We start from the raw sequence: 23,901 nt of genomic DNA, 5'->3' as shown, positions 1-23,901 counted from the left end.
TTATGTACTCATTATAGGAAAAGGTGGTTGGGCATCGTTAGAACATACCTATTCAATTCTTGCCTATTTCTCTTCGAAGAAGGAATGGAGCTCAATGTATCTCATCATTTCGGATATGCCGTTCATTTGGTTTTTCAACTGCTCATTCAGCTTTTGCAGTGCCACTTTGAAAGAGCGTTCAATCGCAGCGAGATCAGATGTCTCTAAAGCGGCAAGCAGCTGCTTCATATTTTCAATAAAATACACGGTTTTCCTTAGACTGCTCAGTACGATGATCTTCTTTAATTCCCCTGACGTAAAGACCCGATACCCGTTTTCCGGGTTCCGTTTGGAGCGAATGAGCCCCTCCTTTTCCCAATGGCGGATGGCGGAGGGGTTTACACCAGCAATCGCGGCCACTTCCCCGATTTTCATTTCTTCCGTTACATGTATATTTCTGTACTTGGAAAAATCGGTTTTCTGGATCAGGCCCATGATTTCTTCCACGCGTTGTTTCTCTACTTGAATATGGTATTGATGGAGATTGATTGTCCATAGTGCCTGTTCGACATGCCCTTTTTTTAGCAAACTCATGACATCGTAACTGACCGGTATTTCGAATCCTTTGATTAAGGCGCGTAAAGCAATGAAAGCTTGTACATGCAGCGGCGTGTAATATCTTCGATTACTGGCTGTGCGAGGCACATCCGGCACCAAATCAAGTTCTTCATATCTCCGCAAGGTGGTGGTGCTGACATGAAGTCTCGTGGCCATCTGCTTCGGCGAGTAGTTTTTGTCCATGGACGGTCCCTTTCCTTAATGTAAAACCTTAAACTACAGTAACCATATTATAAGAATTACGAGCCAGACCTACAAGGAAAGTTGGGATATCAGCATGCATTCGGTATCTGTCGCAACTTGTTTCAAGCCTTGCAGTGCAGAACCATATATTTTACCCCGATGTACGATATAATTAGAGATATGTCTATAAGAGGTGAACCTACATGAGCAAGAACGACTCAACATTGCCCAAGTACCAGTTAGTGAAGGATTATGTGCTTTTGCAAATAGAAAATAAAGAGCTTGGCACCCATGACCGAATTCCGAGCGAATCCGAGTTTTCCAAACTGCTTGACGTCAGCTCGATCACGGTGCGAAAGGCGCTGGCGGAGCTGGTCAATGAAGGAGTCATTTACCGCATTCGGGGAAAAGGGAGCTTTGTCGCCGATCCGGCCGTTTCTGTACATAAAACATCCAGTTACGTCACATTTATGATTTCCGGCAACGAAATGTATGACGCTTCGTATATGCAGATCATTAAAGGGATTCAGTCGTTCGTAAACCAGCAGGACTGCAGGCTCATCATTGAATTTGTGGAAAACGACGTGGATCAGGAACGTGAGGTCATTCAAAAGCTGATCCAATCCGAGAACCGGGGGCTGCTTATTTATTCAGCGCATCCGGAGTTGGCCAAGGGATATCTGAACGAGATTCGTCGACAGTCGATTCCCTTTGTCATGCTCGATCGTATTCCTGCAGGTTATCCCGTCAATTGCATTACGTGCAACAACCATGACGGCGCTTACGAAGCTGTGGAGTATTTGATTGCCCAAGGTCATCGGAAAATCGGATTTGCGGCTTATGATTTTCATTTGAGCACCGAGGTTGACCGGTTCAACGGGTACCGGAATGCCATGACACATGCCTCCCTTGCCCCGGCTGACGAACTGTTATACCTGGAGCGGGATTTGGACTATACGAAGCTATGCAGACAAATTCAACAAGGCGAGCTAACTGCACTCTTCTGCGTGAACGACCGGCGGGCTCTTGAAATGATCGGGCAGCTAACCAAACGGGGAATCAAAATTCCCGAGCAAGTATCCATCATGGGCTTCGACGACATCGAAAGCGCCAAATACGCCAAAGTATCGCTGAGCACCGTGAAGCAGAATTTTGAGGAACTTGGCTACGAGGGGGCAAAGCTTCTGTTCGAGAACAGCAGTAGTGAAACGCCCAACAGTTACAAAAAGATCTTGCTGTCCACTCAGCTTGTCATACGCGAATCGGTCAAAAAGCTGTAGCCTTGCCGCGGCCGACTCCTAATAAAACAACAACCCGAATGCGTTATAGCAGGGTTGTTGTTTTTTGACTTTAAACTCTAGGATTCTATGGAAGATCGTTTGTCTGTATTTCCTCGTTGTCTACTCCAGATGCTATACCCATAGCGAATGGGTTTTTCCAGGTACGTCCATGATATCGCTGCGATGACCAGAACAGCAGTTATTTGCACGGCTGTTTGAAGGAAAGACCGTTCCTGTCCTGTAAATGTAAGCAAGAGTATCGGGTAATGCCACAGATAAATTCCATAGGAACGAATACCCAGCCAGCGAAGCGGCTTCCAGCTTAGGCAGCGCCCTATCCATGTGGAGGGCTGAACGGCCGCGGCGATGACCGCTGCTGTGGCTGTACTTTGCAGTACCATCCCGCCTTGGTACAGGAAGGGTTCATATTGGCTTGTCCCGCAGATCATCCAAATTAAAATAGCTAGTCCAACAAATCCCGTAAAATCCATTGCGATTATCGGCAGTCCAGTTCTTCCCTTTCCCTCCTTGCCCGGATTACCAGCGGGCCGGCACAAAGCAAGTCCGGCTCCAATCAACAACGAGAACGCACGCGTGTCCGTTCCAAAATACACCCTGCTCGTATCCAGCAGCCCCGGTACGTAGAGGAAGTACATGGCCAAGGCTGAAGCCAAAGCGCTTATAAGAATCAGCGCGAACAATATTTTGCGGTTGGTAACGAAGCGGAGTCCCAGCATGAGCATAACCGGCCAGACCAGATAAAACTGTTCTTCAACGGCTAAAGACCAGAAATGCATGAGCGGCGAAGCTGTACTGAACCGCGAGAAGTACGCTGTGTCGTTAACGATAAACCACCAATTGGTTACATACAGCAAGGACGCTGCAATATCGCCCCACAATTCGGCCAAACGCGAGGTTTGAAATAAGACGAGCCAGACGATCACGATGAGCAGTACCGAGCACATGGCGGGAAGCAGCCTCCGGGCGCGCCGGACCCAAAAATTCCACAGGTCGATTCGCCCGGTTCCTTCCCACAGCCGGATGAGCAGATCCGTAATCAAATATCCGGAGAGCACGAAGAAGATGCCGACACCTAAAAAACCGCCGGGAAACCACCCCAAATTCAGATGGTAAGCAATGACTGCACATACAGCCAGCGCTCTGATCCCATCCAGACCGGGGATATAGTGAGCTTGTCCCGGATTACTCATGACTCGGGTATGATAAGATGGGCTTCCGCTTTTTGAAGAAACAGCGTATAAAACTCATCCTTGAAATGAACGCCATCTTCGGCATGAAGATCCGCACCCATCTGGAAAATGGATGACAAGTCGATATAGTCAACTTTTTCATTGGCGGCCATCTGTTTCAGCGAACGATTGTAGTCCGGGATTTGTTTGTAACGCGGTTCTTCTTTTAATACTTGGTCCGTCACTGGCGTAACCGATAGGACGTGGATGTTCACATTCGGTACGGCTTTACGAATCCCCTCGATCAGCTTGGCATAATGGTTCATGGAATTGGCGATAGGATCGTCTACCGGCATGAGCAGGTCATTGGATCCAAGCATGATGAACACATGCATCGGCTGCCTTGCGGCGATTTGATCCACGTCTTCAATGGCAAATTGGGCGGTTGCTCCCGCATTGGCGATGGTTTGATTTTTGTCCAACCATTTAGCGACCTTTTCCACAAACGAATCCCCGATGAACATACTGGAGGCAAACGCCGACCGCGCAGTTTTTGCTTCGGTGCTCGCTTGATGATCATTCACCGAACTTGATGTATCTGTCGACACCGCGCTGCCATTTACTCCCGGGCTGCAAGCCGATATGGAACAAGCCATCGCCCCGGCCAGCAGAATAAACCCCATTTTAGTCTTCATAATGAAGGACCTCCTTGATTTCAGTTCTTTTATTTGTGTTCGTAAGACAGCATAAAAGACCCATATCAAGATCAGGTAAAGATGAAATCAACAAGAGCTAAAGAATGGTTTTTCCTATCTGGACAGAAAAAAACGCCCGTCCTGCATCATGCAGAACAAGGCGGTTTCTTGCGAGAAATGGTTAAGATTTCATCAAGCCTTGTGTAGGTAAAAGAAAAACAGGACGCCATCCTCCGTGTTCATGGCGCCATAACGGGAGCCGTGGAGCTCCAGAATATTTTTGCAAATGGCTAGTCCGAGTCCCGTTCCTCCATCCGACCGCTTCCGTGCAGCATCTCCCCGGTAAAAGCGATCCCAGATTTTATCCAGCTGGTCTTCAGGGATTCTGGCACCTTTGTTCTCTACGCTGACTTTAACAGCCTCTCCTTCTTCTCTGGCCGAAATATGGATCGACTGGTTTTCCGGTGAATACCGAATGGCATTCGTCAGAAAATTGGCAAGCACCTGCTCGATCCGTTGACGGTTGCCCCATACGCTCGCTTGGTCGACTTGAATCATCAAATCCAAATGTTTATTCTCTATATCCAGCATCAGCAGCCCGCACGCATCGTGAATGGCTTCATCAATGTAAAACGGCTCCCCCTTCATTTGGTAGGTGCCGGATTCGAATTTAGCCAGCTCGAGCATATCCACGACCAGCAAATTCATGCGGTCCACTTCCTTCTCCAACGCTGCCATGTAGTAATCGTTCTTGTGCCGGGCTATGCCATCCTTCACGGCGGAGAGGCAGCTTTTCATCACGCTGAGCGGGTTTTTTAGCTCATGGGACACGCTCGAGATGAATTCTTTGCGTGTGTTTTCCAGCTTCTTTTCTTTTTCGATGTCCTGTTTCAGCTGTTCAATACGGGAATGCAAGGCGTCTGACAGTGTGTTGATATTTTTGGCCAAATCGCCGATTTCGTCTCTGGACAAGACAGGAACCTTCTCGGAAAAATTCAGGTTTGCAATTTTTTCAGTAACCCGGTTGATCTGCAGTAAGGGACCTGCAATTTTTCTTGAGTAATAGTAGGACGCAAACAGAATCAGCACGATGGCAAAACCGAGGACATAACCGTAATAAGCCTTGACCATATTCAGCGCATCGTCTACAGGCTGCAGGGATACCATAGCGAACAGATACCCCTCTCCGCCTACCGAATCCTTCACCCGCAGGACGACCCGCTTATAGGGAATATCGTTCTGGTGATCGTCGGTAATCTGCAAGGATGGTTCGTCCGCTATGCCAGGGTTTAACAGGAGATCGGCCTGAAAAGCCCGGGCCCGCTCCATAAAGAAAGATTGGGGAGCAAGATACGACAGAGATGTGTAACTATCCTGCGGTACATGAACGGCTTGGACGGTCCCGATGATCATCGTTACCGGTGAAGTTCCCGCAGTGCCGGAGGACTTCTCATGAAGATACTGGTTCACCTGCTCCTCAAGCTGCCGGTTTTCCCAAAAGGGCTGCCCTTTGACCCCTTCCAGCTGTGCAGGGGTTAATGCGCCTAGCGTGCCGGGAGGGAAAATTCCGGTTTTTCCGATGATGTAAGGAATCAGCGCGGAATCCTTGACGACACCGTACATGCTAATTCGCATTCCCGGTGCTAATTGGGGAGTTTCCCCGCCAAGTATCTCCTCCTGGTTGACTAGATGGTAGAGGGGTACCCTGATTTCTTTGTTCGAGAGCTCCGGGTGCTCTTGGGAAGAGTCCAGTTTGACTTCCATCGCAAAGTCGTTCGCTTGATGCATGTTTCCGTATCGATCGAGCGGGGTGATCCATACATGGTACTGGTCGTAGAACTTCTGCTCCAGCTGCAGTATGGCTTTTTCACTACCCGGCGTTTGCTCATATTCATTGGCGAAATTCCGGATGGATTTAACCGTTTCCTTTACCTTCTGGTTCGCGTAAAACTGTTTAAAAAATACCGTCTGTCCTATGACGACCGCACCCAAAATCAGCATGCACAGCGCGGCCGTAAGCAAAAATAACTTAAAGACGATCCTCGTCCTCATGCCGGATCCTCGAATTTGTAGCCGATCCGAAGAATGGTTGTGATCAAACTTGACTTATCGCCGAGCTTGATGCGCAAATTGCGGATATGGGTATTCAAGGTCCGGTCGTCCCCTGCATCTTCATACCCCCATATTTTGGCGATGAATTGTTCCCTGGTGATGACCATTCCGGGGTTTTTCATCAGCAGGGCTAAAATTTCATATTCCGTAAACGTCAAGTGAAGTGTTCTGCCGTCAACGGCGGCGGATCTTGAAGTGAGATTCAGGCTAATGCCGCCAAGCGACAAGCTCTGATGGACCGCGTTGACCGGTAGCCGGCGACGGCTGTCGAGCAGCCGTTTCGCTCTAGCCATCAAAATAGGCGGGCTGTAGGGCTTGGTTACGTAATCATCAGCACCCAGCTCAAATCCGAGCAGTGTATCCTCTTCATCCGACCGGGCCGTCAGCATGATGATCGGAACATTTGACGTTTTGCGGATCCACCGGCATACCGACCATCCATCCAACTCAGGCAGCATGATATCCAGAATAATTAGCGCAGGATCGTTCGTTTGGAATAGATGCAGGGCTTCTTCCCCATCAGCAGCCTCCAGCACTTCATACCCCTCATTCGTAAAATAATCTTTGGCAATTTCCCTCAAAATGGCTTCGTCTTCGGCGATTAATATCGTTTCTTGCATGGAATCTCTCCCGGCTTCGCATTTCTTAGTTCATAAAATCTTATTGTAAACGAAGCCCATAAAACAAGACAACCTTCCTAGAAAGGTTGTCCTGATTGATTTGCCGCCTGATACTGTAATCCAACGACTCCGTTGGAGTAGGTTTTGGTTTGCGTCAACTGCAGCGATTGCCGCTGTCCAGCCAAAGCGAATAATTGCTCGCCTTGTGAGGCAACGACCGGATGAACCAGCAGCCATAATTTGTCGTAAAGCCCATGCTCGATAAAGGTTTGCCACGTCTTCACGCCGCTTTCCACTGAAATTCGCTGCACGGCTTTCTTTCGGGCTTGGAGTTCTTCAGCAAGGGAGTGCTCGTCTTTCACCAGCATTAATCCCGAGTTTCTCCAGGTTAATTCCACATCGGAGTGCGATACCACCAGTTTAGGAATGTCGTTCATCTTTTTGGCAATGGCCTGCTCCAATGCATCGGATGAGTTCTCCGCCTGCTGCCAGTATTCGGCCAATGAGGCATAAGAGTTTTTGCCGACGATGATCGTGTCGATCGTCTGATAATAATACAGATAATCTTTGAGAATTTCCTCGCTCAGCGTCATCCATAGATGCTCGTCCGACACAATGCCAACCAGCGAGACCTGCATGGTAAGAATGATTTCACCCATATCAATAACAACCTCCTATAAAAGCGTTGTATTTAAATGCATTATATCAGTGATCGTAGGAGCACGTTTCTCACCAATTGCTCATTCTCCCGTTCGGCCAATTGCTGGGGCTTCGGATGTTGGTTAACAGACTCGCTACCTAGCGGCTCTCGGCTTTATTACTGCTAAAAAACTGTTTTTCGAGATCGTCCAACCGGGGAGTAGGTATACCCGCATTACGCTTCCAATCGCCGAACGCTTCGAAAAAGGCGGCGATTTCCTCGAAAGATCCGTCCACCAATCGGGCTACCGGCACGCTGTGGTAAATTTTCAGCGCCAGGCTGGCCGTCCGTTTATGGTTGCGGAAAAATGCTGCTTGACTGGCAGGCGTAATCGTATATCCCAAGGCTTCAAGCACACCGAATCCTTCATCGATCGCCGCAATGATTTGCGTACGTATTTCTTTATCCTTGGCTATTTCTTGCAGCCTTCCGCCTTTGGCAAACAAGGCCGCATTCATCGCCAAAATGGGAACGATGTGGCTCTTTAGCCAAGCGTCCATATCCTCGTGAAACACCAACTTGTATTTGGTGCTTTCGAATGCTTTTTCCAGCAATGGCCGAAAAGAAACCGACCCGTCAATCCCGCCCAGTACCATTTGTCCGCCTGCGCGGATGCAGACGATGCGTCCGTTTTCCCTCCGGCCTGCGCTAATTTGAAAACCAAAGGCGACCTGTTTATCGGTCCGGCTCATTTGCTGTAATTCATGCTGCATCTTGCTGGATTCCGCATTATTTCCTACCAGAACGATATGACGGCTCTGATTCGCAGCCAGTATAGGCAGCACGGATGGAAAATCCGGATAGGTCATGACGACAAAGATGAGATCGAAGCCTTCCTCAGCGTCCAATTTACGAATAACCCGGATCCGATCGAACGTCGTTTTGCGCTGAAAATAGTGGCGGATGACGAGGCCGCTCTGCTCCAGTTCCTCCGCCCGCTTGCCTCTGGCCAATACAGTCACATCATGGCCTCCGCGCACCAGTACGTGCGCCAAGTAGCTGCCTAAGACGCCTGCCCCGTAAACCAATATGTTCATAAATACTCCTCCGCTCCACGATTTTAACAAATATTGATTTATCAACAAATGTTGATTAGACTTAGCATATCAAGGCGATAAAGCTGCATCAATCGGTAATGTTCTTGCTTTTGTCGATAAATCAACAAACACCTATCGAGTGTTCAAAAAAGGAGAAACGATGGATAGACGGATTGCAAAAACTCGGGAAGCGATACTCAAAGCCTTCGTCGAATTATTGGAGGAGAAAAAAATCGAGCATATTACGATCAACGAAATTGCAGATCGGGCCAATGTGAACCGGGGGACCATTTATTTGCACTATGCCGACAAATACGACTTGCTGGATCAGTGTATCGACAGCTACTTGAAGCAATTGTACGAGACCTGTATGCCTGGAAAAGACACAACCTTGTTTGCGTCCGATGGCCCGCTGCTTGAAACGTTTGAATATTTGGAACGGCATGCGCACATCTACGAAACGTTGTTGACAAGAAAAGGAACCCACGCGTTCAGAGGCCAAATGATGGCTTTCATCACTAGGGGTGTCGAGGAGCAGGTTCAAACTTATGGCCTTCCGCATGGAGCGAATTGGGAGATCACGGTACAATTCGTGGCAGCTGCAATCACGGGTCTGGTGGAATGGTGGATCGTAAATTCGATGCCGTATCCGCCAGAAGAGATGGTTAAGCAATTGGTGATGCTGCTGGAACAGCATCTGCCGACGGTTTCCTGATGCAAACCAGACACGCATACAAGCAGCAAAAAAGCCGCCTGATTGGCGGCTCTTCGTGTGTACCTCCTATAAAGACGCTGTCTGATTTTTTCCACTCCATCATTACACAGCCATGGAATCAACTATTAATTTGGAGAATGCAACGAACGCTTTGCTGGAATAACGATCTTTGCGGCGGATAAGGCAGGTCTGCGTATACCTGTACTGTTCCGGAATCGGGAATGAACCGAATGCTGAATAGTCCCCTGCTAAGACGGAAGCCGGCAGCAGCGTGGCAGCAAGTCCGGAGCGTACGCATCCGATCAGCGTCTCCAGCGAGCTGAATTCGATGATGTTATCGAAAGAAACTCCCTCGCTTCGCAGCCAGGCCTCCAATGCCCGCCTGAATGGACAGCCTGCCGGCGACACGGCCCATCTCGTCAGTGACAAATCCGGGAACCCGCGCATATGTGACGAGGTTACCAAAGTTAACTCTTCGCGCTGGATATGTTCAGATACCAGGTGCGGAGAGTCAAATTCGCCGATCACGAACGCTCCATCCAATTGATGGTCCAGCACTTTAGTCAGAAGATCCGATGACGTCCCGGACCAAATGGACAGCGAAACATCGGGATACCGACGTTGAAATTCAGCCAAGGTATCCATGAAATCCAGACAAGTTACACTGTCAACCACACCGATCGCAAGCGGTCCGCTAGGAAATTCCGTTTCTTTAACGACTTGCACCGCTTCTTCCGACAAATTCAGAATGTTCTTCGCGTATTCACTGAAGGTCACTCCTTTATCGGTCAACGATACACCTTTAGGATGTCTGTAAAATAAGGGGAGACCTAGCTCTTCTTCCAACTTGCGAATCCTTGCCGTCACATTCGATTGTACGTAGCCCAATCGTTCGGCAGCCCGGGAAATGTTCCGTTCTTCTGCGATGGCCAGAAACACCTTCAGATCCGATAGCTCCATGTACGACCAACCCTCATTTCGGTATCAATAATAATGATGCTTGCATGATTTTCAATCATTATACGCCAAATCGATCCTGCCTTACAATGAAAGAGCCGAGGGACGTTACTACACACGAAACTACGGCAGAATACACGGGGAGGAATCAACAAACATGAGTGATATAACGGTTATTGGGGCGGGTCCTATGGGTTCAGCGTTAGCCCGGACCTTGCTGCGCAGCGGCAAGAAGGTGACGGTCTGGAACCGGACAAGCGAGAAGGCAGAGGCTCTCGTTCAGGAAGGAGCGGTTTTTGAACCCGATGCCGCACTTGCTGTGAATGCCAGCCCAATCATTATCGTATGCGTGGCAACCTATGAGATATCGCGGAGCATTTTGGGATCAGAGGAAGTCGCCGCTAGAATGGACGGTAAATTATTGGTGGAACTCAGCACGGGGACTCCCCAAGACGCAAGGAACAGCGAGGCGTGGACACAAGAGCAGGGTGCCGATTATCTGGATGGTGCCATTATGGCAACACCTCCTCAGATAGGAATGCCTGATACACCTATATTCCTGTCAGGTTCGGAAAGCGCATACCAGCGAAGTGAGCCAGTTCTGAGAGTATTAGCCGGAAACCTGATATATCTGGGCGAATCGGTTGGATCCGCCTCTGCATGGGATTTGGCGGCCCTTTCCACGATGTTCGGCTCGATGTTCGGCTTCTTTCACGGCGCGCGCATTCTTGAATCCGAAGGCCACCGGGTCGATACGTTCGGTTCTATGATAGCCGACATCTCCCCTGTTTTCGGGCAAATGATCAAGCATGAAGGAGAAGTGATTCAGTCGGAGACTTATGATCAGCCTCAAAGCTCGGTCAAAACCTGCATGTCAACGGCAGAGTTATGGGCAAAGCAGGCGCGCGAAGCAAGGATCAATCCGGATTTCCCCAATTTCGCCAAGGGATTATACGAAAAGGCGATACAAGCCGGATACGAAAACGAAGAGCTTGCTGCGGTCATTAAAGTTCTTCGGACGGGCAATGAATGAGGCAAACGGATACCCTCGAGTTCAAATGAAATTTTATTTTAATCAACACATAAGTCATATTGTCTACAGAAATTCGGCGTGATAGAATATGTACACTTACAATCGGTAAAGAAAAAGGGGAATCGACAGGATATGCTCCTCACTGGTCGTTCTGAAGTGCAAGCGTAATCGCATACGAGAGCAGGAAATCGCCATCTTTGACGTTCTATCAATCAGCAGAGCTTTGATTCGCTGCGCCTTTCTCCTGCCTCCCACTTCAGAACATCAGCACAACAAGCAGCACTTTGGTCGAAGGCAGCCGCCCCTTAGCGCTCCTCAGTACCGAAGATACAAGCTTCCGTGGATCTGTAGTTCCATGGGAGCTTTTTTGCTGCCGTAAAAGGAGAATAGCCATGATACCCTTCTAAAGCTCTACCTTACGTTTTTTTCGGTTTGCAGGGTTTTTCCATGTTGGGAAGCAGCATGACCTCCATTGCGATCGGGCTAAAATTATTCCATGAAACGGGTCAGTCGACTCCCTTGCTGCTGCTGGCACTTTTCAATGAGCTTCCCCTCTTGTTCTTGGGCGGCTGGATCGGCATCGCCGCTGACCGTTGGAAGCGCAAAACGGCCATTATTGCCGGAGATACAGGCCAGGCGGTCTGTACGCTGCTGCTCGTGATCTGCCTCATGAACATCCATTCCACGCTGTGGCCGATCTATGGCATTGCTGCCGTGCAGGGATTGTTTGTGGCGCTGCAGAGCACGGCAACCTCCGTCATGATCCCGCTTATGGTGAGGGATGAAGAACTGGATCGCATGAATGCCATGAAAGAGCTGCTCTTTCCGCTTGCAGGGGTGATCGCCCCTTCGTTGACTGGTTTACTCTACGAACCGTATGGAATTAGCATCATCTTGGCGGCGGATCTGCTCACCTTCCTGGTAGGAACCGGCGTGGTCGCTTTTCTCCCGCTGCCTGAAATAAAGCACAAAGAAAGACCGCTGGAGAAGATTCGCATATGGAACGATGCCATTCAAGGTTTCCGATTTTTGTGGAAAAACAAACCGCTGCTCTATCTGCTTCTTTATTTTGGATGGTGGAATTTTATTCTCAACGGGCCGCTTGAGCTGGCTATCCCTTTTTTCCTGCAGCGCTCAGGGAGCAGCGACGCCTTGACCCTGCTGTTGGGAGCAATGAATGCCGGTGCATTGGCAGGTGCGGCTGCTGCAGTATGGTGGGGACATTTCCGGTATAAAATCAGGTTCATCTTCGCCGGCTCAATCCTCACCTCTTTGATGTTTGTTCTGCTCGGAACGAGCACTCATCTCATCATGCTGGGAGCCGCCGTATTTCTGCTTATGCTTCCACTCGCGATGACAGGGGCTTTGTTTTACTCCATTTTGCAGCGCAAAACGCCCCTTACCCTTCAAGGACGAGTATTTGCCGCATACGGCCAGTTATGTGCCGTCACGGCGCCCATGTCCTTCCTTATTACGGGGCCGCTGGCCGATCAATGGCTCGAAAGGCTCCTCCCTGGGACGAAGCTGTCCCCTTGGCTTACCTGGATCATCGGTTCAGAACATGGGACCTGGATTGGGTTCATCTTCGTCGCAAGTGGTATTCTGCTGCTACTAGGGGCGACGTGGACGCTATCCTCCCGCCAGGTTCGCCGTTTAGATTCAGACATCGACCTATAGGATAGAAAATTTAACGCCGCCGGTATATTACCGACGGCGTTAAGGTTTTAATCTGATTCGATAAATCAATTTATAATTCCCATGGTGACTTGCCGTACTTTGTTTCATCACCGATCCATAGTTTAACCTTCGGCCAAGAAGTAAACGTGATAGCTCTCGTTCTGGACATCCGCCAGCGGAATAAACGTTACGTCGTCCTTTATATAGCGGAATTGGAGCCCTTGCGGTCCGGTTTCCTTAACGAATTGACCGTCCAGATCTCCTTCCTGAAGCGGAAGCCGCAGGTACTCTTTAGAGTCCGATACCGCAGCCAAAATATAAGGCCCGTAAGCAAGCGATACGCATTCTTTCCGGTCAGGAGCCGATTCCAGGCGAATCCTGCAGTCAAGCCTCAAATGAATTACATCGCCGTCCTTCCACTCCCGATCCAGGGACCAATAACCGTCTGGCCCCGGCATGTAATCGACTTGGCGGCCGTTGATCTCCATGATGCCGCCTTCCGGGCTCCAGTAAGGTCGGCGGATTTTCAAAGTAAACCTTCCTTCACCCTGTAATCGCAGTGTAACCTCCCCTGGTTCTTGTTCCTGCACAGAAAGTGCTATGGTTATCCCCTTCTCCTCCCAATTCAAGGCGGAGGACACAAATAGATTGACGAACAGCGACTGCTCATCGTAAAAATAGATCGCTTCAGGATACTTAAAATGATTTTCCAAGCCGGTGCCATGGCAGCAGGTGTTGCTTGTCGAATCGAATGACTTTCTGCCTCCTGGCTCTAGCGGCATGAAGTACGTGCTTCCTCCCGTTGGTTTGCTGTCGCCCGAAGCCAGGATATGATTAAACATCGTCCGTTCGTAATAATCCATGTATTTCGCCGCAGGTTCATAACCGAACAATTCCTTTGTCAGCTTTAACATATTATAGGAGGCGCAGGTTTCAGCGGTTTTATCGCTGAGGTATTCCCCGATCTTGCCCGCCTGCCGAAACATTTCGCCTTCACCCGTTCCTCCGATCGAATAAATGTGGGCGTTCGTCACCGCCTGCCAAAAGAAATGGGCGATCTCATAATATTTTTTCTCGCCGGTAGCCCGGAAAATGTTCAGGGCACCGATGACCTGCGGTATATGCTGATTGGCGTGAAGCCCGCCGAGCGCATCGATGCGCTCCTGCATCGGAACGAACAGCCGGTCGTTGTCAAACCATTTAGCCGCCGCCAGATGGCTTGGTTTACGCGTCAATTGGTACAGCTCCGCAAGCGAATCGTTCATGCCGCCGAACTCGCCGGCGATGTACATGCTCCACATCGTTTTCAGCACGTGGTTGGGCAGCCTGCCTAATCGGTGATACACCCAATCGCCGAGACGATCGGCGATCCCGAGTGCGGTACCGCTGTCAAGATGACGATGAACGTCAAGCAATCCCGCTAGGATTTTATGCAGCGTATAATAAGGCGCCCAAATTTCCGGATATCTCGTAAATGATTCCAAGCGGTCAAACTGCTCCTCGGAGTAACCGCTCAGGAATCCCTCATGATAACCGGGTTTTGTGGAAAAAGCCCGCTGGCATTCCTCTAACGAGGCGATCATATAGTCCGCCTTTTCTTTGATGTCTTCATCCCCTGTTGCCGCGTAGCAGAGTGCCAGGGCGGACAGGTAATGCCCTGTCGTATGTCCTCTGAGCAAACAATCCGGCGAATCCCAGCCGAGCATTTCCGGGGCACCCTTCGTATCCAATCCGGCAGCAGCCCGGAAATTATACAGCATCTGATCGTCATTGACGGATTTCAGAAATGCCAGGCTTCGGTTTTGGGCTGCCTGAAAGGCTGTGTCGCCGCCAAGCCGGACTGCGCTTGGAGAAAAGCTTTTTACAGTCGGGAGCGGATCCATCTTTTCCTGCTCCACTTTGGCTTGAACCAAAATTTCCGCAGTGACCGGAATTTCCGTATCCTTGAGAAAGCCTCGTGCGGCTGCAGGTCCGGCTTCTTGAAACACGCGTTCTTCCCCGCCTACCCAATTCACAGCATGGGTTATGACCTCATGCTCCTCGGTTTCAACTACCGTGACGGAAGGCAAATATACCTTCTTACCGAGTTCAGCTCTCAGGGATATGGGATAAATCCGGGAAACTTTGATGTTATTTTCTTCTTCCAAAATGGTCACGTGATACACTTGTTCCTTTACGCTTTCTCCATAGCGGAACGTCGCAATCAGCGGAACGGTCCGTGTGCCGAGACCGTACTTTGGACGGGCAACCTTGCCGTCATCCTTGATGAAACGGCTATCTCCCGACTGCCAGGAGATCTGCGATCCGTACTTTCCTTCCCTGGGCAGGTTGATGTCGAATTCGACGGTGCCGAGATTACCCAGATACAGGGCTTCCATGTCTTTTAAGACGATCATTTCATCATCGTGAATGGAACTCATGTCATCCCTCCTCCTTTATCCCGTTCTTCTCCCTCTGAAACCTGCCACATTTCCGGTAAAATTGATCCCTGGCTTCCTGGATGCCCGGCCGGAATTGAATGAGCGCGGAGGCACGCACGCGTCGGACATCCTGCATGGCTTCTTGCACTTCTTGATCATGATGTTGACCGAGAAGGCCAGTGTCACCGGAAATTGTGGCGGCCGCAAGGCGTCCTTGAGCCATGGCTACCAGCGCGCTCTCGATTCCGGTAATATTTCCGGCTACGTACAGCCCTTCGACCGGAGTCCGCATTTGCTCATCGTGAACCGGTACGTGGCCCCCCAGCTCTTCCGCATACACAAACGGGCAGCCGGCTACCGACGCCAATTCGGCCAAAGGGTATAGCCCTCCGGCAATCGCCACAAAATCGACAAGCTCCTCCCGCTGGCTTCCCGGAATAACGGCGCCCTCTCCGTTGACATCCGCAAGTGTGACCGATTGAACCTGGCTGCGCCCGTTAATGGATACGGCAACGGTTCGCAAACGTAAGGGGATATCCCAAATCTTGATCCCGCTCCTTGGAATGAACCTCGATACGAAACCCGCCATCCCCAAAGCGTTTGCAGCTTTTCCTCCGATCCTCATCAGCGGTGACGGCGCCAAATGGGCCAATCCCATCAGTTCCTTCAGGCTCTCTTTTGGCGATGCTTCTTTGCCGGTTATCGGCCCAATCCCGGGCAGGACAATCCCTGCGATCGAAACGCCGCTCACCGACAGCTCGCGGGAGATCGCCATGGCGAGCACATTGACGCCTATGATCAAGCCGCGGCGTCCCGGTTTGACGTAATGAACATTGGCCATGACCTGTGCGGCGCCGATCGACATGACACCCGGCAGCGTCCACCCCGGCAGGGGGTGGGGAATTTCAGCGCTGCCTGTGGCGAGCAGTACGTTCCTGGCTTGCATGGATCCTTCGGAGGTCTTCAGGACCCATTCGGCGCCGCTTCGCAGGATGCTGTGGACGGATACTCCGCACCGAATCTTCACTCCTAGCGCGGAGCACTTGTCGAGAAGCTGCTCGGCCACCTGTCTTCCGACCCACCAATGCCCTTTCTCCTCGTGAAACTGCCCTAACATGCGGCCTCCTGGTTCGGGAAATTCGTCCACCACGGCAACGCAGAGACCGCGGCTAGCAGCTTCCACAGCCGCCGACAATCCTGCCGGGCCTGCCCCGACGATCAACAGATCAAAAGGAAACGCCGGCGTCATGGAAGCCTCCTCCCTGTAATCTCATTGGGGAGCCGCTCCCCTTCCGAGATGCACATCCCCGCTTCCAAAGGAGTCAAGCAGGCTCTCACCGTGCCTTTGCCCTGCACGTTCAGGCGGCACTCCATACAGTGGCCGATCGAGCAGTACAGACCGCGGGGGCTGCCGGATTCCTCATGCCGACGCAGTGTCCGTATGCCCACGGCGAGCAGCGCTGCCGCAATCGGCTCGCCTTTCAGCCCGGCCCATTTCTCCCCGTTAAACGTAAAATCTACGGGTTCCCGCTTTGATTTCCTCGGCCCCAAGATCGGATGATTTTCGATTCTGTCCATTACACCTCTCCCTTCGCCAGCTGCCCGAACGTGACGGGACGGATCGGCGGACGGTAAGCCAGCTGCTCCGCATCCCGGGGTAACTGCGGGTTCTTCAAATGAACCCAGGCGTCGAGCATCTGTCTGCATACCCGGCCCTGGCAGGCTCCCATTGTCGCTCTCGTCTTCATTTTGATCTGCCTGGCTGAACAGCAGCCCGATTGGTAGGCTTCCTCCAATTGTTCCAAGGTCACTTCTTCACAACGGCAAACGATCAGGTTTGATGTATTCATGGCCGGCCTCCTACCAATACCGGATGGCGCAGGTTTTCAGCTCGGTATAAAAATCGAGCGCGGCTTGACCCTGCTCGCGCGAATGTGAGCTCGACAGCTTCAAGCCGCCGAACGGGGATTGATATTCCACGCCCGCAGTTTCCTGGTTGACGCGGACCATCCCGGCCTGAGCTTCATCCAGGAAACGATGCGCATAAGACAAATCCCGGGTAAACAATGAAGCGCTGAGTCCGTACAGGGATTTATTGCATAAGGCGATCGCTTCGTCGAAATCGGCTGCCTTCAACATCGCGGTAACCGGTCCGAAAATTTCTTCCTGAATCAATGGATGGCCTGGATCCACGCCGGCTGCTGCGATCGGCGGAATATAATACCCTTCTTCGTCCGCCTCGGCAGAGCGGCCTTCGGCTACGATTTCAGCTTGGTCCCGCGCAAGCTTCACATAGGACATTACCGTTTCATACTGGCTTGCGGAAGCGACAGGTCCAAGATAAGCCGACGGATCCAGCGATGGAGCCAGCTTGATTCCGTCGATCGCCTTCTTCATCGCTTTAATAAAAGCGTCATAAATTCCGGATTCAATGATGATTCGGCTGGTTGCCGTACATTTCTGGCCGGCCGAACGATATGCGCCGCTCACAATCATCGGGACCGTCTTCTCCAGGTCGACGTCATTCAGGATCACGGCCGCATTTTTCCCGCCCATTTCGGTCTGATACTTGATGTTTCGTTTCGCACAAATTTGGGCGATGCGGGTTCCTGTCGCCGTTGAGCCAGTAAAGCTTACGGCGTCAAGGGAAATCTGCTCCAGAAGGGCGTCGCCGATCCTGCTACCTTTGCCGACCACCAGGTTCAGGACGCCTGGCGGGAGAGCTGCTGCCGCAAAAACTTCGCACAGCAGGGTGGCGGTCAATGAGGCGTTCTCCGCTGGCTTCCAGACCACCGTATTGCCGCAAATGAGCGCAGGTGCGATTTTCCATAACGGGATCGCCACCGGGAAATTCCATGGCGTAATGACACCTACCACGCCCAAGGGAACCTTCTTCGTATGCTGAAGCACGTTCGGCTCGCTTGCGGGGATGACCACTCCGTTAGAGCGGACGCCTTCCGCCGCGTAATACCGAAGCAGGTTGACTCCCCGGATGACTTCACCTTGCATTTCGGTGATCGGCTTCCCCATTTCCATGCTGGCGAGGCGGGCGACATCAGCAAAGGCGGACTCGAGCGCAGCCGCCATGCGATACAAATGCTCACCTCGGGCGGCACCGGTCAAACGGGACCAGGAACGATATGCGGCTCGGGCCGCCTGCTCTGCCTGAGCGACATGCGATGCATCCGACAGATGAAGCACCCCGATCTCCTCATGAATGTTGGACGGGTTCTTCACGGCCAGCTCATCCGACGCGGGGGTGATCCACTCTCCGCCAATCCAATTTCGGCTGTGTACCATACGCTAACCCTCCTTTTTCATTCTCTTCTTAAGAGCTCTTCGCTTCACCGGCAGGATGACGGTTAACGGCATGTTCAAATGCCCTTTGAATCGCTTCATACTCAACTTCCGGAAGCGGAAGGCGCGGAGGTCTGGTTGGACCAACCGGGAATCCGGCAAGCTCCATCATGTACTTGATCGACTGCACTAACTGGGGACTTGCATCATAATGAAACAATGGTAGCAAGCGGCGGTATAGCTTGGTCGCTTCCTGCACCTTCCCTTGTCTAGCCAGATTGAAAAGCTCCACGCCTTCCTTAGGCAGCGCGTTCGGCACCCCGGAAATCCAGCCCACAGCCCCCATCAGCGGACCTTCCATAGCTAAGTCGTCGACGCCAATCAGCACATCCAAATCGGTATATTCCAGGATGTCGTGCACTCTGCGGATATCGCCCGAAAACTCCTTCACCGCCACGAGATGCTCCAGTCTCGAAAGTCTGGCGAGCAGCTGCGGCGTCAAATCGACCTTATAATCATGGGGATTATTGTAGGCGATCATCGGCAGCCCGACTTCATTCAGCGCTTCGTAATGGGCAATGACCTCATGCTCCAGCGGACGGTACTGGATCGGCGGAAGGGCCATTACGCCTGCAGCGCCTGAATCCTTGGCATGCCGGACCCACTCGGCGGCTTGCCTCGTGGATGGAGCGGCTGATCCGACGACAACCGGTACGCGTCCCGCTGCGGCTTCAATGACGGTATTTACAACCTTAGCCCGCTCCTCATTTGTCAACGTGGCATATTCCCCTAGCGATCCTGTCGGAACCAAGCCGTTGACGCCCTGCGAGATGAGCCAGTCACACAGCTCAGCTAGACGCTTGTAGTCCACTTCAAATGTGGCTGTAAACGGTGTAACGATCGCCACATAAACCCCTTCAAATTTTGGCATATCAAGATGTCTCCTCTCATGATTCAAGTTGATATTTGTAAGGCTAATTCAGTACGAACCCATCCGGTAGCGGATCGTCCGGATCCAATACGAAATTCATGAAACCAAGTACATGGGCGGTTCCCGTTAGCTGTGGAATGATGGTTTTATTGCCAGCCAGAATGCTGTCCCCGGCGATGCTTCCTATGACCTGCACCCCGCTGATCCCCTGATACACAGCCTGCTGTCCGGGTTCGAGCCGTCCGCGGGAGCTAAGGACCGCCAAATGAGCGCATACTCCGGCTCCGCCCGGCGACCGGTCAAGCTGCTCCCCGGCAAAGACGCAAGCGCTGCGGAAGGACAGACGATCACGCTCATCCCGCTGATAAAAGAACACGCCGTGAATACCGGATATCCAATCCAGCTGCGGATGCTGAAGTTCAAGCCGGCTTTCGGCTTCATTACGGATCATACCTGCCCAATCCCTAAGCTGATGGGGCTCCAAGGAAGTCGCTCCGAACTCGCCTATATCCACCACGGCAAAAAATTCACCGCTGAAAGCGACGTCCACCCTGATTTCCCTTCCTTGGATCGTCACAGGAAGTCGCTCCGAGTGCACATAACTGGGCACATTTCGGAACGACACCTCCCGAACCTCGTCTCCCTCCACATCAGCGACCACCTGGACGGTTCCCGACGGGCAATCGATCAGTATACCCGCCGCTGCATCGGACGGAGCGATTTGCCCCGTCTCGATCCAAGCCGTGACCGCAGCGATGATTCCATGCCCGCTGACGGATGCAAGTCCTTGCTGGTTCAGGAACAGCAAACCGAATCGCCCTTCCGGCGTCACCGGCGCTGTAACGATAGCACCGGTCATTGCATAGTGGCCGCGCGGCTCCGACATCAGCAGCTTTCTTGCGTCATCCTCATGCCGCTGGAAAAATACAGCCTTGTCGCGCATCGTCGAACCGGCCAATAGCGGCAGGCCGCCCGTAATGATCCGCAGCGGCTGTCCGCAGGAATGCACATCGATCGCCGCATACCATTTTTTCGTTTCCATACTGCTGGCCCCCCGTCGTAGTGATGTTTAGAGCAGAAAGAAACCAGACTTCAGTTCATCCCGTTCCTGAAGAATGAATTGGTGAAAGCCCATCACCCAAGCCGAGCCGGAAATCTGCGGAATCACGGCCGGCAGATGGCCGACAGACGTATCTTCCAGGACACGGGCGCGGAACATCGAACCCACGATGCTCTCGTGGACGAATTCTTCACCGATTCCCAGTTCGCCCTTGGCACGCAGCACGGCTACTTTGGCGGATGTGCCCGTTCCGCAGGGGGAGCGGTCAATCCCCCCGGGAGGGACGACGACCGTATTCCGGCAGTGGGCCACTGGCGATACCGGATCGCTGTAGAACTCAATATGGGTCAGTCCGCGAATGACGGGAATTTCGGGATGTACAATTTCAAAGCTGTCATTCACCGCGTCGCGGATCCGGACGGCGGTGCGGACGATCTCGGAAGCCCGCTGGGGAACCAGAGGCAAATGCAGTGATCGGGCATCGACGAGCCCGTAAAAATTGCCGCCGTAAGCAAGATCCAAGGAGACCTCACCGAGATCGCCGACCTGCACCCGGACATCATGCTTGTAGAGAAAAGAAGGAATATTCGTAAAGGTGACCTGACGGACCTTTCCTCTCTCGATCTCGAGCCTGGCTTCCACAAGGCCGGCCGGCGTGTCGAGCCTGATGACGTCCTTGCTTGCCGGATAATACCCCGCCTCGATCAGCGCCGTGCACAGCCCAATCGTATCGTGACCGCACATCGGCAAATACCCGCCGGTTTCGATAAACACGACCCCAATGTCGGCCTTCTCATCGCATGGCGAAGTCAAGATGCAGCCGGACATGACCTCGTGCCCGCGGGGTTCGAACATCAGCGCTTTGCGGAAATCGTCATGATGCTCGGACATGTAGACCATCTTTTCGGTCATCGTTTTCCCGAAGAGCTCCGGAGCCCCGGACATGACGGTCCGGGTCGGATTCCCGCCGGTATGCGTGTCGATCGTGGTGACCATCTTGGACCATCTCATCGAATCACCTCCTGGGGGTGCGGCTTGCTCCGAAATCGGTCATAACGAAGACGGTCCACCGGAATGCAGGTCTCCACCCTGCTCAGCATTTCGCTGATCACTTTCCCGGTTACGGCGGCCAGGCTGATCCCGTCCCCTTCATGTCCCGCCGCCACAAAGAATCCGGGGACTTCGTCGATTGCAGAAACGATCGGCAGATGATCCGCCGTCCACGGCCTCAAGCCCGCATAGGTTCTCAGGAGCGGAATCTGTTCCAGCACAGGGAAAAAACGAATGGCTCTTTCCGCAATCAAGCTGATGACCTGCTGATCTACGCCGCTGTCCATCCCGACAAATTGGCGGCTGGAGCCGATCAGGAAGTTTTGCGAAGCGGTGGGCTCGAAGACGAGCGCAACGCCATATTGGTCGAATTTGGGGTCCACTGTGCGGGTCCCGCCGAATTTACTCATCAAATATCCGAACTCCATCGCCTTCCGTTTCCCGATGTTCGCCCACCGGGATGCGACAAGAATGTGTCCCTTGCGGGGCTCGATCGGAATATCGATGCCCACCATCCGTCCGATATGCTTTGCCCATACCCCGGCCGCGTTAATGACGATACTCGTGCGGATTCTGCCCTCCGAGGTTTCGACGGCGCGTACATTCCTTCCCTCGTCAAGCTGAATGCCGGTGACGGGCGTATGGGTTCGAAGCCTTGCCCCATAACGCCGGGCTGTGGACGCCAGCGAGTAGGTCAGCAGCACAGGATTGACCGTTGAATCCGTCGCACATTCCAATCCGCCTGGCAGGTCTTCGGCCATGTATGGCCATTCGTCCCTTAGATCCTTTTGATCAAGCATGCGGAAGGGCAGGCCGGCTTCACGCTGGCGTGCGACCCAGGATTCGGCAGCGATCATTTCTTCGTCAGACTCACAGACCAGAATGCTTCCGGGAGCCCTGTATTCGAACTCCTCATCGAGATCCCGTACCCACTCCTTGACCAATTCCTGCGACTTCAGCGACATCTGGCTGTCGAAGCCCGGATCCTTGTCGATGGCGAGGATGTTGCCGTCGCATTTGGAAGAGGTACCGCCGGCGATTTCCCCCTGTTCCACGACGAGTACGTCCATGCCGGCTTTCGCGGTATAGTAGGCAATAGACATGCCGATGATCCCTCCCCCGATGATGACGATTTCTGCGGTTTCATCACGCATGGATGCAATCACTTCTTTCGTTTTATAGGACAATCAGCTCTTTGTTTGATTTCGTCAGCACTTCAATCCCGGTGTCCGTCACGAGAATGTCATCCTCAATGCGGACGCCTCCAAAGTCGGGCAAATAGATGCCGGGTTCCACGGTCAAAACCATGCCGGGCGCAAGCAAATCCTCCGTCTTTTCGGAAAGGCGCATCAGTTCATGGATCTCCAGGCCAAATGCATGACCGAGCCCGTGTCCGAAATACTCCCCATACCCATAGCCGGCAATGGAGTCTCTAGCCAAAGCGTCCCCTTCCTTTCCGGTCATCCCCGGCTTTAAGCCTTCCAAGGTCTTTCGATTGGCTTCAAGCACAATCCGGTAAATCTCTTGATGCCGCTCCGTCGGATCACCAATAAAAACCGTCCGCGTCAGATCGGAACAATATCCCTCGTAGCTCGCGCCGAAATCGAGCGTCACAAATTCGTCCCTTCCCAGCGGCTTGGAGCTGGCCAGACCATGCGGCAGCGCCGAACGGACGCCGGAAGCCACGATCGTCGGGTACGCGGACGAGACGGCGCCGTTTTTGCGCATAAAGTATTCAAGCTCCGTGGCAACGTCCATTTCGGTAACGCCTGGCTTCATGTAGCCCAGGATATGCTCAAAGGCCATGTCCGTAATATCGATCGCCTTTCGAATGTGCTCCTGCTCCCGCTCATCTTTGATTCCGCGCAGCTTTTCCACAAGATTTTGCGTCGGGATCAGTTCAAAACCCTGAAAGGTTTCAACATAGGTTTGGTATGACGCGTACGTGAGATGATCTTGCTCAAACCCGACCTTCCGCACCCCTGCAGCACTCAGCTTCTCCCGGATCATTTCGAGCGGCTGGCCCGTATGCTGTTCAACCTGGTATTCTTCGGCCTGTTCCGCCGCTTGACGGGTATAGCGAAAATCGGTGATCAGCAAGGCCTGATTTTTCGTAATAGCGACAAAGCCGGCTGTGCCCGTAAATCCGGTCACATATCTGCGGTTATACGGGCTGGAAATCAAGAGTCCGTCGATACCTTGACGCTCAAGCTCTTCCCTTACCTTGGTGAGGCGCTGTGCTTCCATGTTAGGTTCACGCTCCTTATTCATCCTCGCAGCAGCAAAGGATGCTATGGTTTCTTCATAATCAATCTAATGTAACAAGATTCAACACTGTTGAATGACG

22 protein-coding genes are annotated in these 23,901 nt (G+C 52.2%); 4 read left to right on the top strand and 18 right to left on the bottom strand.

Annotated elements, in window-relative coordinates; all coding sequences use genetic code 11:
• Positions 1 to 63: 63 nt before the first annotated feature.
• Complete coding sequence (locus GCU45_RS33375) at positions 64 to 780, bottom strand: MerR family DNA-binding transcriptional regulator (RefSeq protein WP_152404530.1); 717 nt, start codon at positions 778 to 780, stop codon at positions 64 to 66.
• 203 nt (positions 781 to 983) lie between these two features.
• Here GCU45_RS33375 and GCU45_RS33370 point away from each other — a divergent pair, with 203 nt between their 5' ends.
• The gene (locus GCU45_RS33370) at positions 984 to 2,060 is read left to right on the top strand and encodes a GntR family transcriptional regulator (protein ID WP_152404528.1); all 1,077 of its coding nucleotides are present in this window, start codon (positions 984 to 986) and stop codon (positions 2,058 to 2,060) included.
• Positions 2,061 to 2,137: 77 nt separating this feature from the next.
• Here GCU45_RS33370 and GCU45_RS33365 read toward each other — a convergent pair whose 3' ends face one another.
• The 6 genes from GCU45_RS33365 to GCU45_RS33340 all read right to left on the bottom strand — a co-directional run bounded on the left by GCU45_RS33365 (position 2,138) and on the right by GCU45_RS33340 (position 8,414).
• Positions 2,138 to 3,271 carry an acyltransferase family protein gene (locus tag GCU45_RS33365; protein ID WP_152404526.1) on the bottom strand — a complete coding sequence of 378 codons (1,134 nt, stop codon included), beginning with the start codon at positions 3,269 to 3,271 and terminating at the stop codon, positions 2,138 to 2,140.
• On the bottom strand, positions 3,268 to 3,945 hold the full coding sequence (locus GCU45_RS33360) for a GDSL-type esterase/lipase family protein (RefSeq protein ID WP_152404524.1): 678 nt from the start codon (positions 3,943 to 3,945) through the stop codon (positions 3,268 to 3,270). The genes GCU45_RS33365 and GCU45_RS33360 overlap by 4 nt, the downstream gene beginning before the upstream one ends.
• Positions 3,946 to 4,137: 192 nt before the next feature.
• A complete protein-coding gene (locus tag GCU45_RS33355; RefSeq protein ID WP_152404523.1) occupies positions 4,138 to 5,997 on the bottom strand; it encodes a sensor histidine kinase in 1,860 nt (619 codons plus the stop codon).
• A complete protein-coding gene (locus GCU45_RS33350) occupies positions 5,994 to 6,677 on the bottom strand; it encodes a response regulator transcription factor (protein WP_152404520.1) in 684 nt (227 codons plus the stop codon). The genes GCU45_RS33355 and GCU45_RS33350 overlap by 4 nt, the downstream gene beginning before the upstream one ends.
• A 77-nt stretch (positions 6,678 to 6,754) precedes the next feature.
• On the bottom strand, positions 6,755 to 7,336 hold the full coding sequence (locus GCU45_RS33345) for a dihydrofolate reductase family protein (RefSeq protein WP_152404518.1): 582 nt from the start codon (positions 7,334 to 7,336) through the stop codon (positions 6,755 to 6,757).
• 139 nt (positions 7,337 to 7,475) lie between these two features.
• Positions 7,476 to 8,414 carry a ketopantoate reductase family protein gene (locus tag GCU45_RS33340; RefSeq protein WP_152404517.1) on the bottom strand — a complete coding sequence of 313 codons (939 nt, stop codon included), beginning with the start codon at positions 8,412 to 8,414 and terminating at the stop codon, positions 7,476 to 7,478.
• Positions 8,415 to 8,574: 160 nt separating this feature from the next.
• Between GCU45_RS33340 and GCU45_RS33335 the strand changes: the two genes are divergently transcribed.
• On the top strand, positions 8,575 to 9,129 hold the full coding sequence (locus GCU45_RS33335; RefSeq protein WP_152404515.1) for a TetR/AcrR family transcriptional regulator: 555 nt from the start codon (positions 8,575 to 8,577) through the stop codon (positions 9,127 to 9,129).
• 102 nt (positions 9,130 to 9,231) lie between these two features.
• On the opposite strand, the gene GCU45_RS33330 is transcribed toward GCU45_RS33335, so the two are convergent.
• A complete protein-coding gene (locus GCU45_RS33330; RefSeq protein WP_152404513.1) occupies positions 9,232 to 10,089 on the bottom strand; it encodes a LysR family transcriptional regulator in 858 nt (285 codons plus the stop codon).
• Positions 10,090 to 10,243: 154 nt separating this feature from the next.
• Here GCU45_RS33330 and GCU45_RS33325 point away from each other — a divergent pair, with 154 nt between their 5' ends.
• Together GCU45_RS33325 and GCU45_RS33320 are read left to right on the top strand one after the other, a co-directional pair.
• Positions 10,244 to 11,119 carry an NAD(P)-dependent oxidoreductase gene (locus GCU45_RS33325; RefSeq protein WP_152404511.1) on the top strand — a complete coding sequence of 292 codons (876 nt, stop codon included), beginning with the start codon at positions 10,244 to 10,246 and terminating at the stop codon, positions 11,117 to 11,119.
• A gap of 447 nt (positions 11,120 to 11,566) precedes the next feature.
• On the top strand, positions 11,567 to 12,796 hold the full coding sequence (locus GCU45_RS33320) for an MFS transporter (protein WP_152404509.1): 1,230 nt from the start codon (positions 11,567 to 11,569) through the stop codon (positions 12,794 to 12,796).
• 122 nt (positions 12,797 to 12,918) lie between these two features.
• On the opposite strand, the gene GCU45_RS33315 is transcribed toward GCU45_RS33320, so the two are convergent.
• The 10 genes from GCU45_RS33315 to GCU45_RS33270 are packed head-to-tail and all read right to left on the bottom strand — an operon-like array spanning position 12,919 to position 23,801.
• Positions 12,919 to 15,216, bottom strand: coding sequence for a beta-L-arabinofuranosidase domain-containing protein (locus GCU45_RS33315; RefSeq protein WP_152404508.1), 2,298 nt, complete (start codon positions 15,214 to 15,216; stop codon positions 12,919 to 12,921).
• Between the two features lies 1 nt (position 15,217).
• Positions 15,218 to 16,465: an NAD(P)/FAD-dependent oxidoreductase gene (locus GCU45_RS33310; protein ID WP_152404506.1), complete on the bottom strand. Its 1,248-nt coding sequence runs from the start codon at positions 16,463 to 16,465 to the stop codon at positions 15,218 to 15,220.
• Entirely contained in the window at positions 16,462 to 16,794 is a 333-nt protein-coding gene (locus GCU45_RS33305; protein WP_152404504.1) for a (2Fe-2S)-binding protein, read from the bottom strand. Before GCU45_RS33305 ends, GCU45_RS33310 begins: the two co-directional genes overlap by 4 nt.
• The gene (locus GCU45_RS33300; RefSeq protein ID WP_152404502.1) at positions 16,794 to 17,066 is read right to left on the bottom strand and encodes a (2Fe-2S)-binding protein; all 273 of its coding nucleotides are present in this window, start codon (positions 17,064 to 17,066) and stop codon (positions 16,794 to 16,796) included. Before GCU45_RS33300 ends, GCU45_RS33305 begins: the two co-directional genes overlap by 1 nt.
• Before the next feature lie 10 nt (positions 17,067 to 17,076).
• Positions 17,077 to 18,516: an aldehyde dehydrogenase family protein gene (locus GCU45_RS33295; protein ID WP_152404500.1), complete on the bottom strand. Its 1,440-nt coding sequence runs from the start codon at positions 18,514 to 18,516 to the stop codon at positions 17,077 to 17,079.
• 28 nt (positions 18,517 to 18,544) lie between these two features.
• Entirely contained in the window at positions 18,545 to 19,444 is a 900-nt protein-coding gene (locus GCU45_RS33290; protein ID WP_152404498.1) for a dihydrodipicolinate synthase family protein, read from the bottom strand.
• A gap of 43 nt (positions 19,445 to 19,487) precedes the next feature.
• Positions 19,488 to 20,486, bottom strand: a complete 999-nt coding sequence (locus GCU45_RS33285; protein ID WP_152404497.1) for a proline racemase family protein — start codon at positions 20,484 to 20,486, stop codon at positions 19,488 to 19,490.
• A gap of 27 nt (positions 20,487 to 20,513) precedes the next feature.
• Positions 20,514 to 21,515 carry a proline racemase family protein gene (locus tag GCU45_RS33280; RefSeq protein ID WP_152404495.1) on the bottom strand — a complete coding sequence of 334 codons (1,002 nt, stop codon included), beginning with the start codon at positions 21,513 to 21,515 and terminating at the stop codon, positions 20,514 to 20,516.
• On the bottom strand, positions 21,512 to 22,708 hold the full coding sequence (locus GCU45_RS33275) for an NAD(P)/FAD-dependent oxidoreductase (RefSeq protein ID WP_152404493.1): 1,197 nt from the start codon (positions 22,706 to 22,708) through the stop codon (positions 21,512 to 21,514). The genes GCU45_RS33280 and GCU45_RS33275 overlap by 4 nt, the downstream gene beginning before the upstream one ends.
• 22 nt (positions 22,709 to 22,730) lie before the next feature.
• Positions 22,731 to 23,801: a M24 family metallopeptidase gene (locus GCU45_RS33270; protein ID WP_152404491.1), complete on the bottom strand. Its 1,071-nt coding sequence runs from the start codon at positions 23,799 to 23,801 to the stop codon at positions 22,731 to 22,733.
• Positions 23,802 to 23,901: the final 100 nt, after the last annotated feature.

Source organism: Paenibacillus cellulositrophicus (genome assembly GCF_009363095.1).
In the GTDB taxonomy this organism is placed as follows: Bacteria; Bacillota; Bacilli; order Paenibacillales; family Paenibacillaceae; genus Paenibacillus_AQ; species Paenibacillus_AQ favisporus.
The sequence above is the reverse complement of the archived record's forward strand: the minus strand, read 5'-3'. Positions and strand labels throughout refer to the sequence as shown.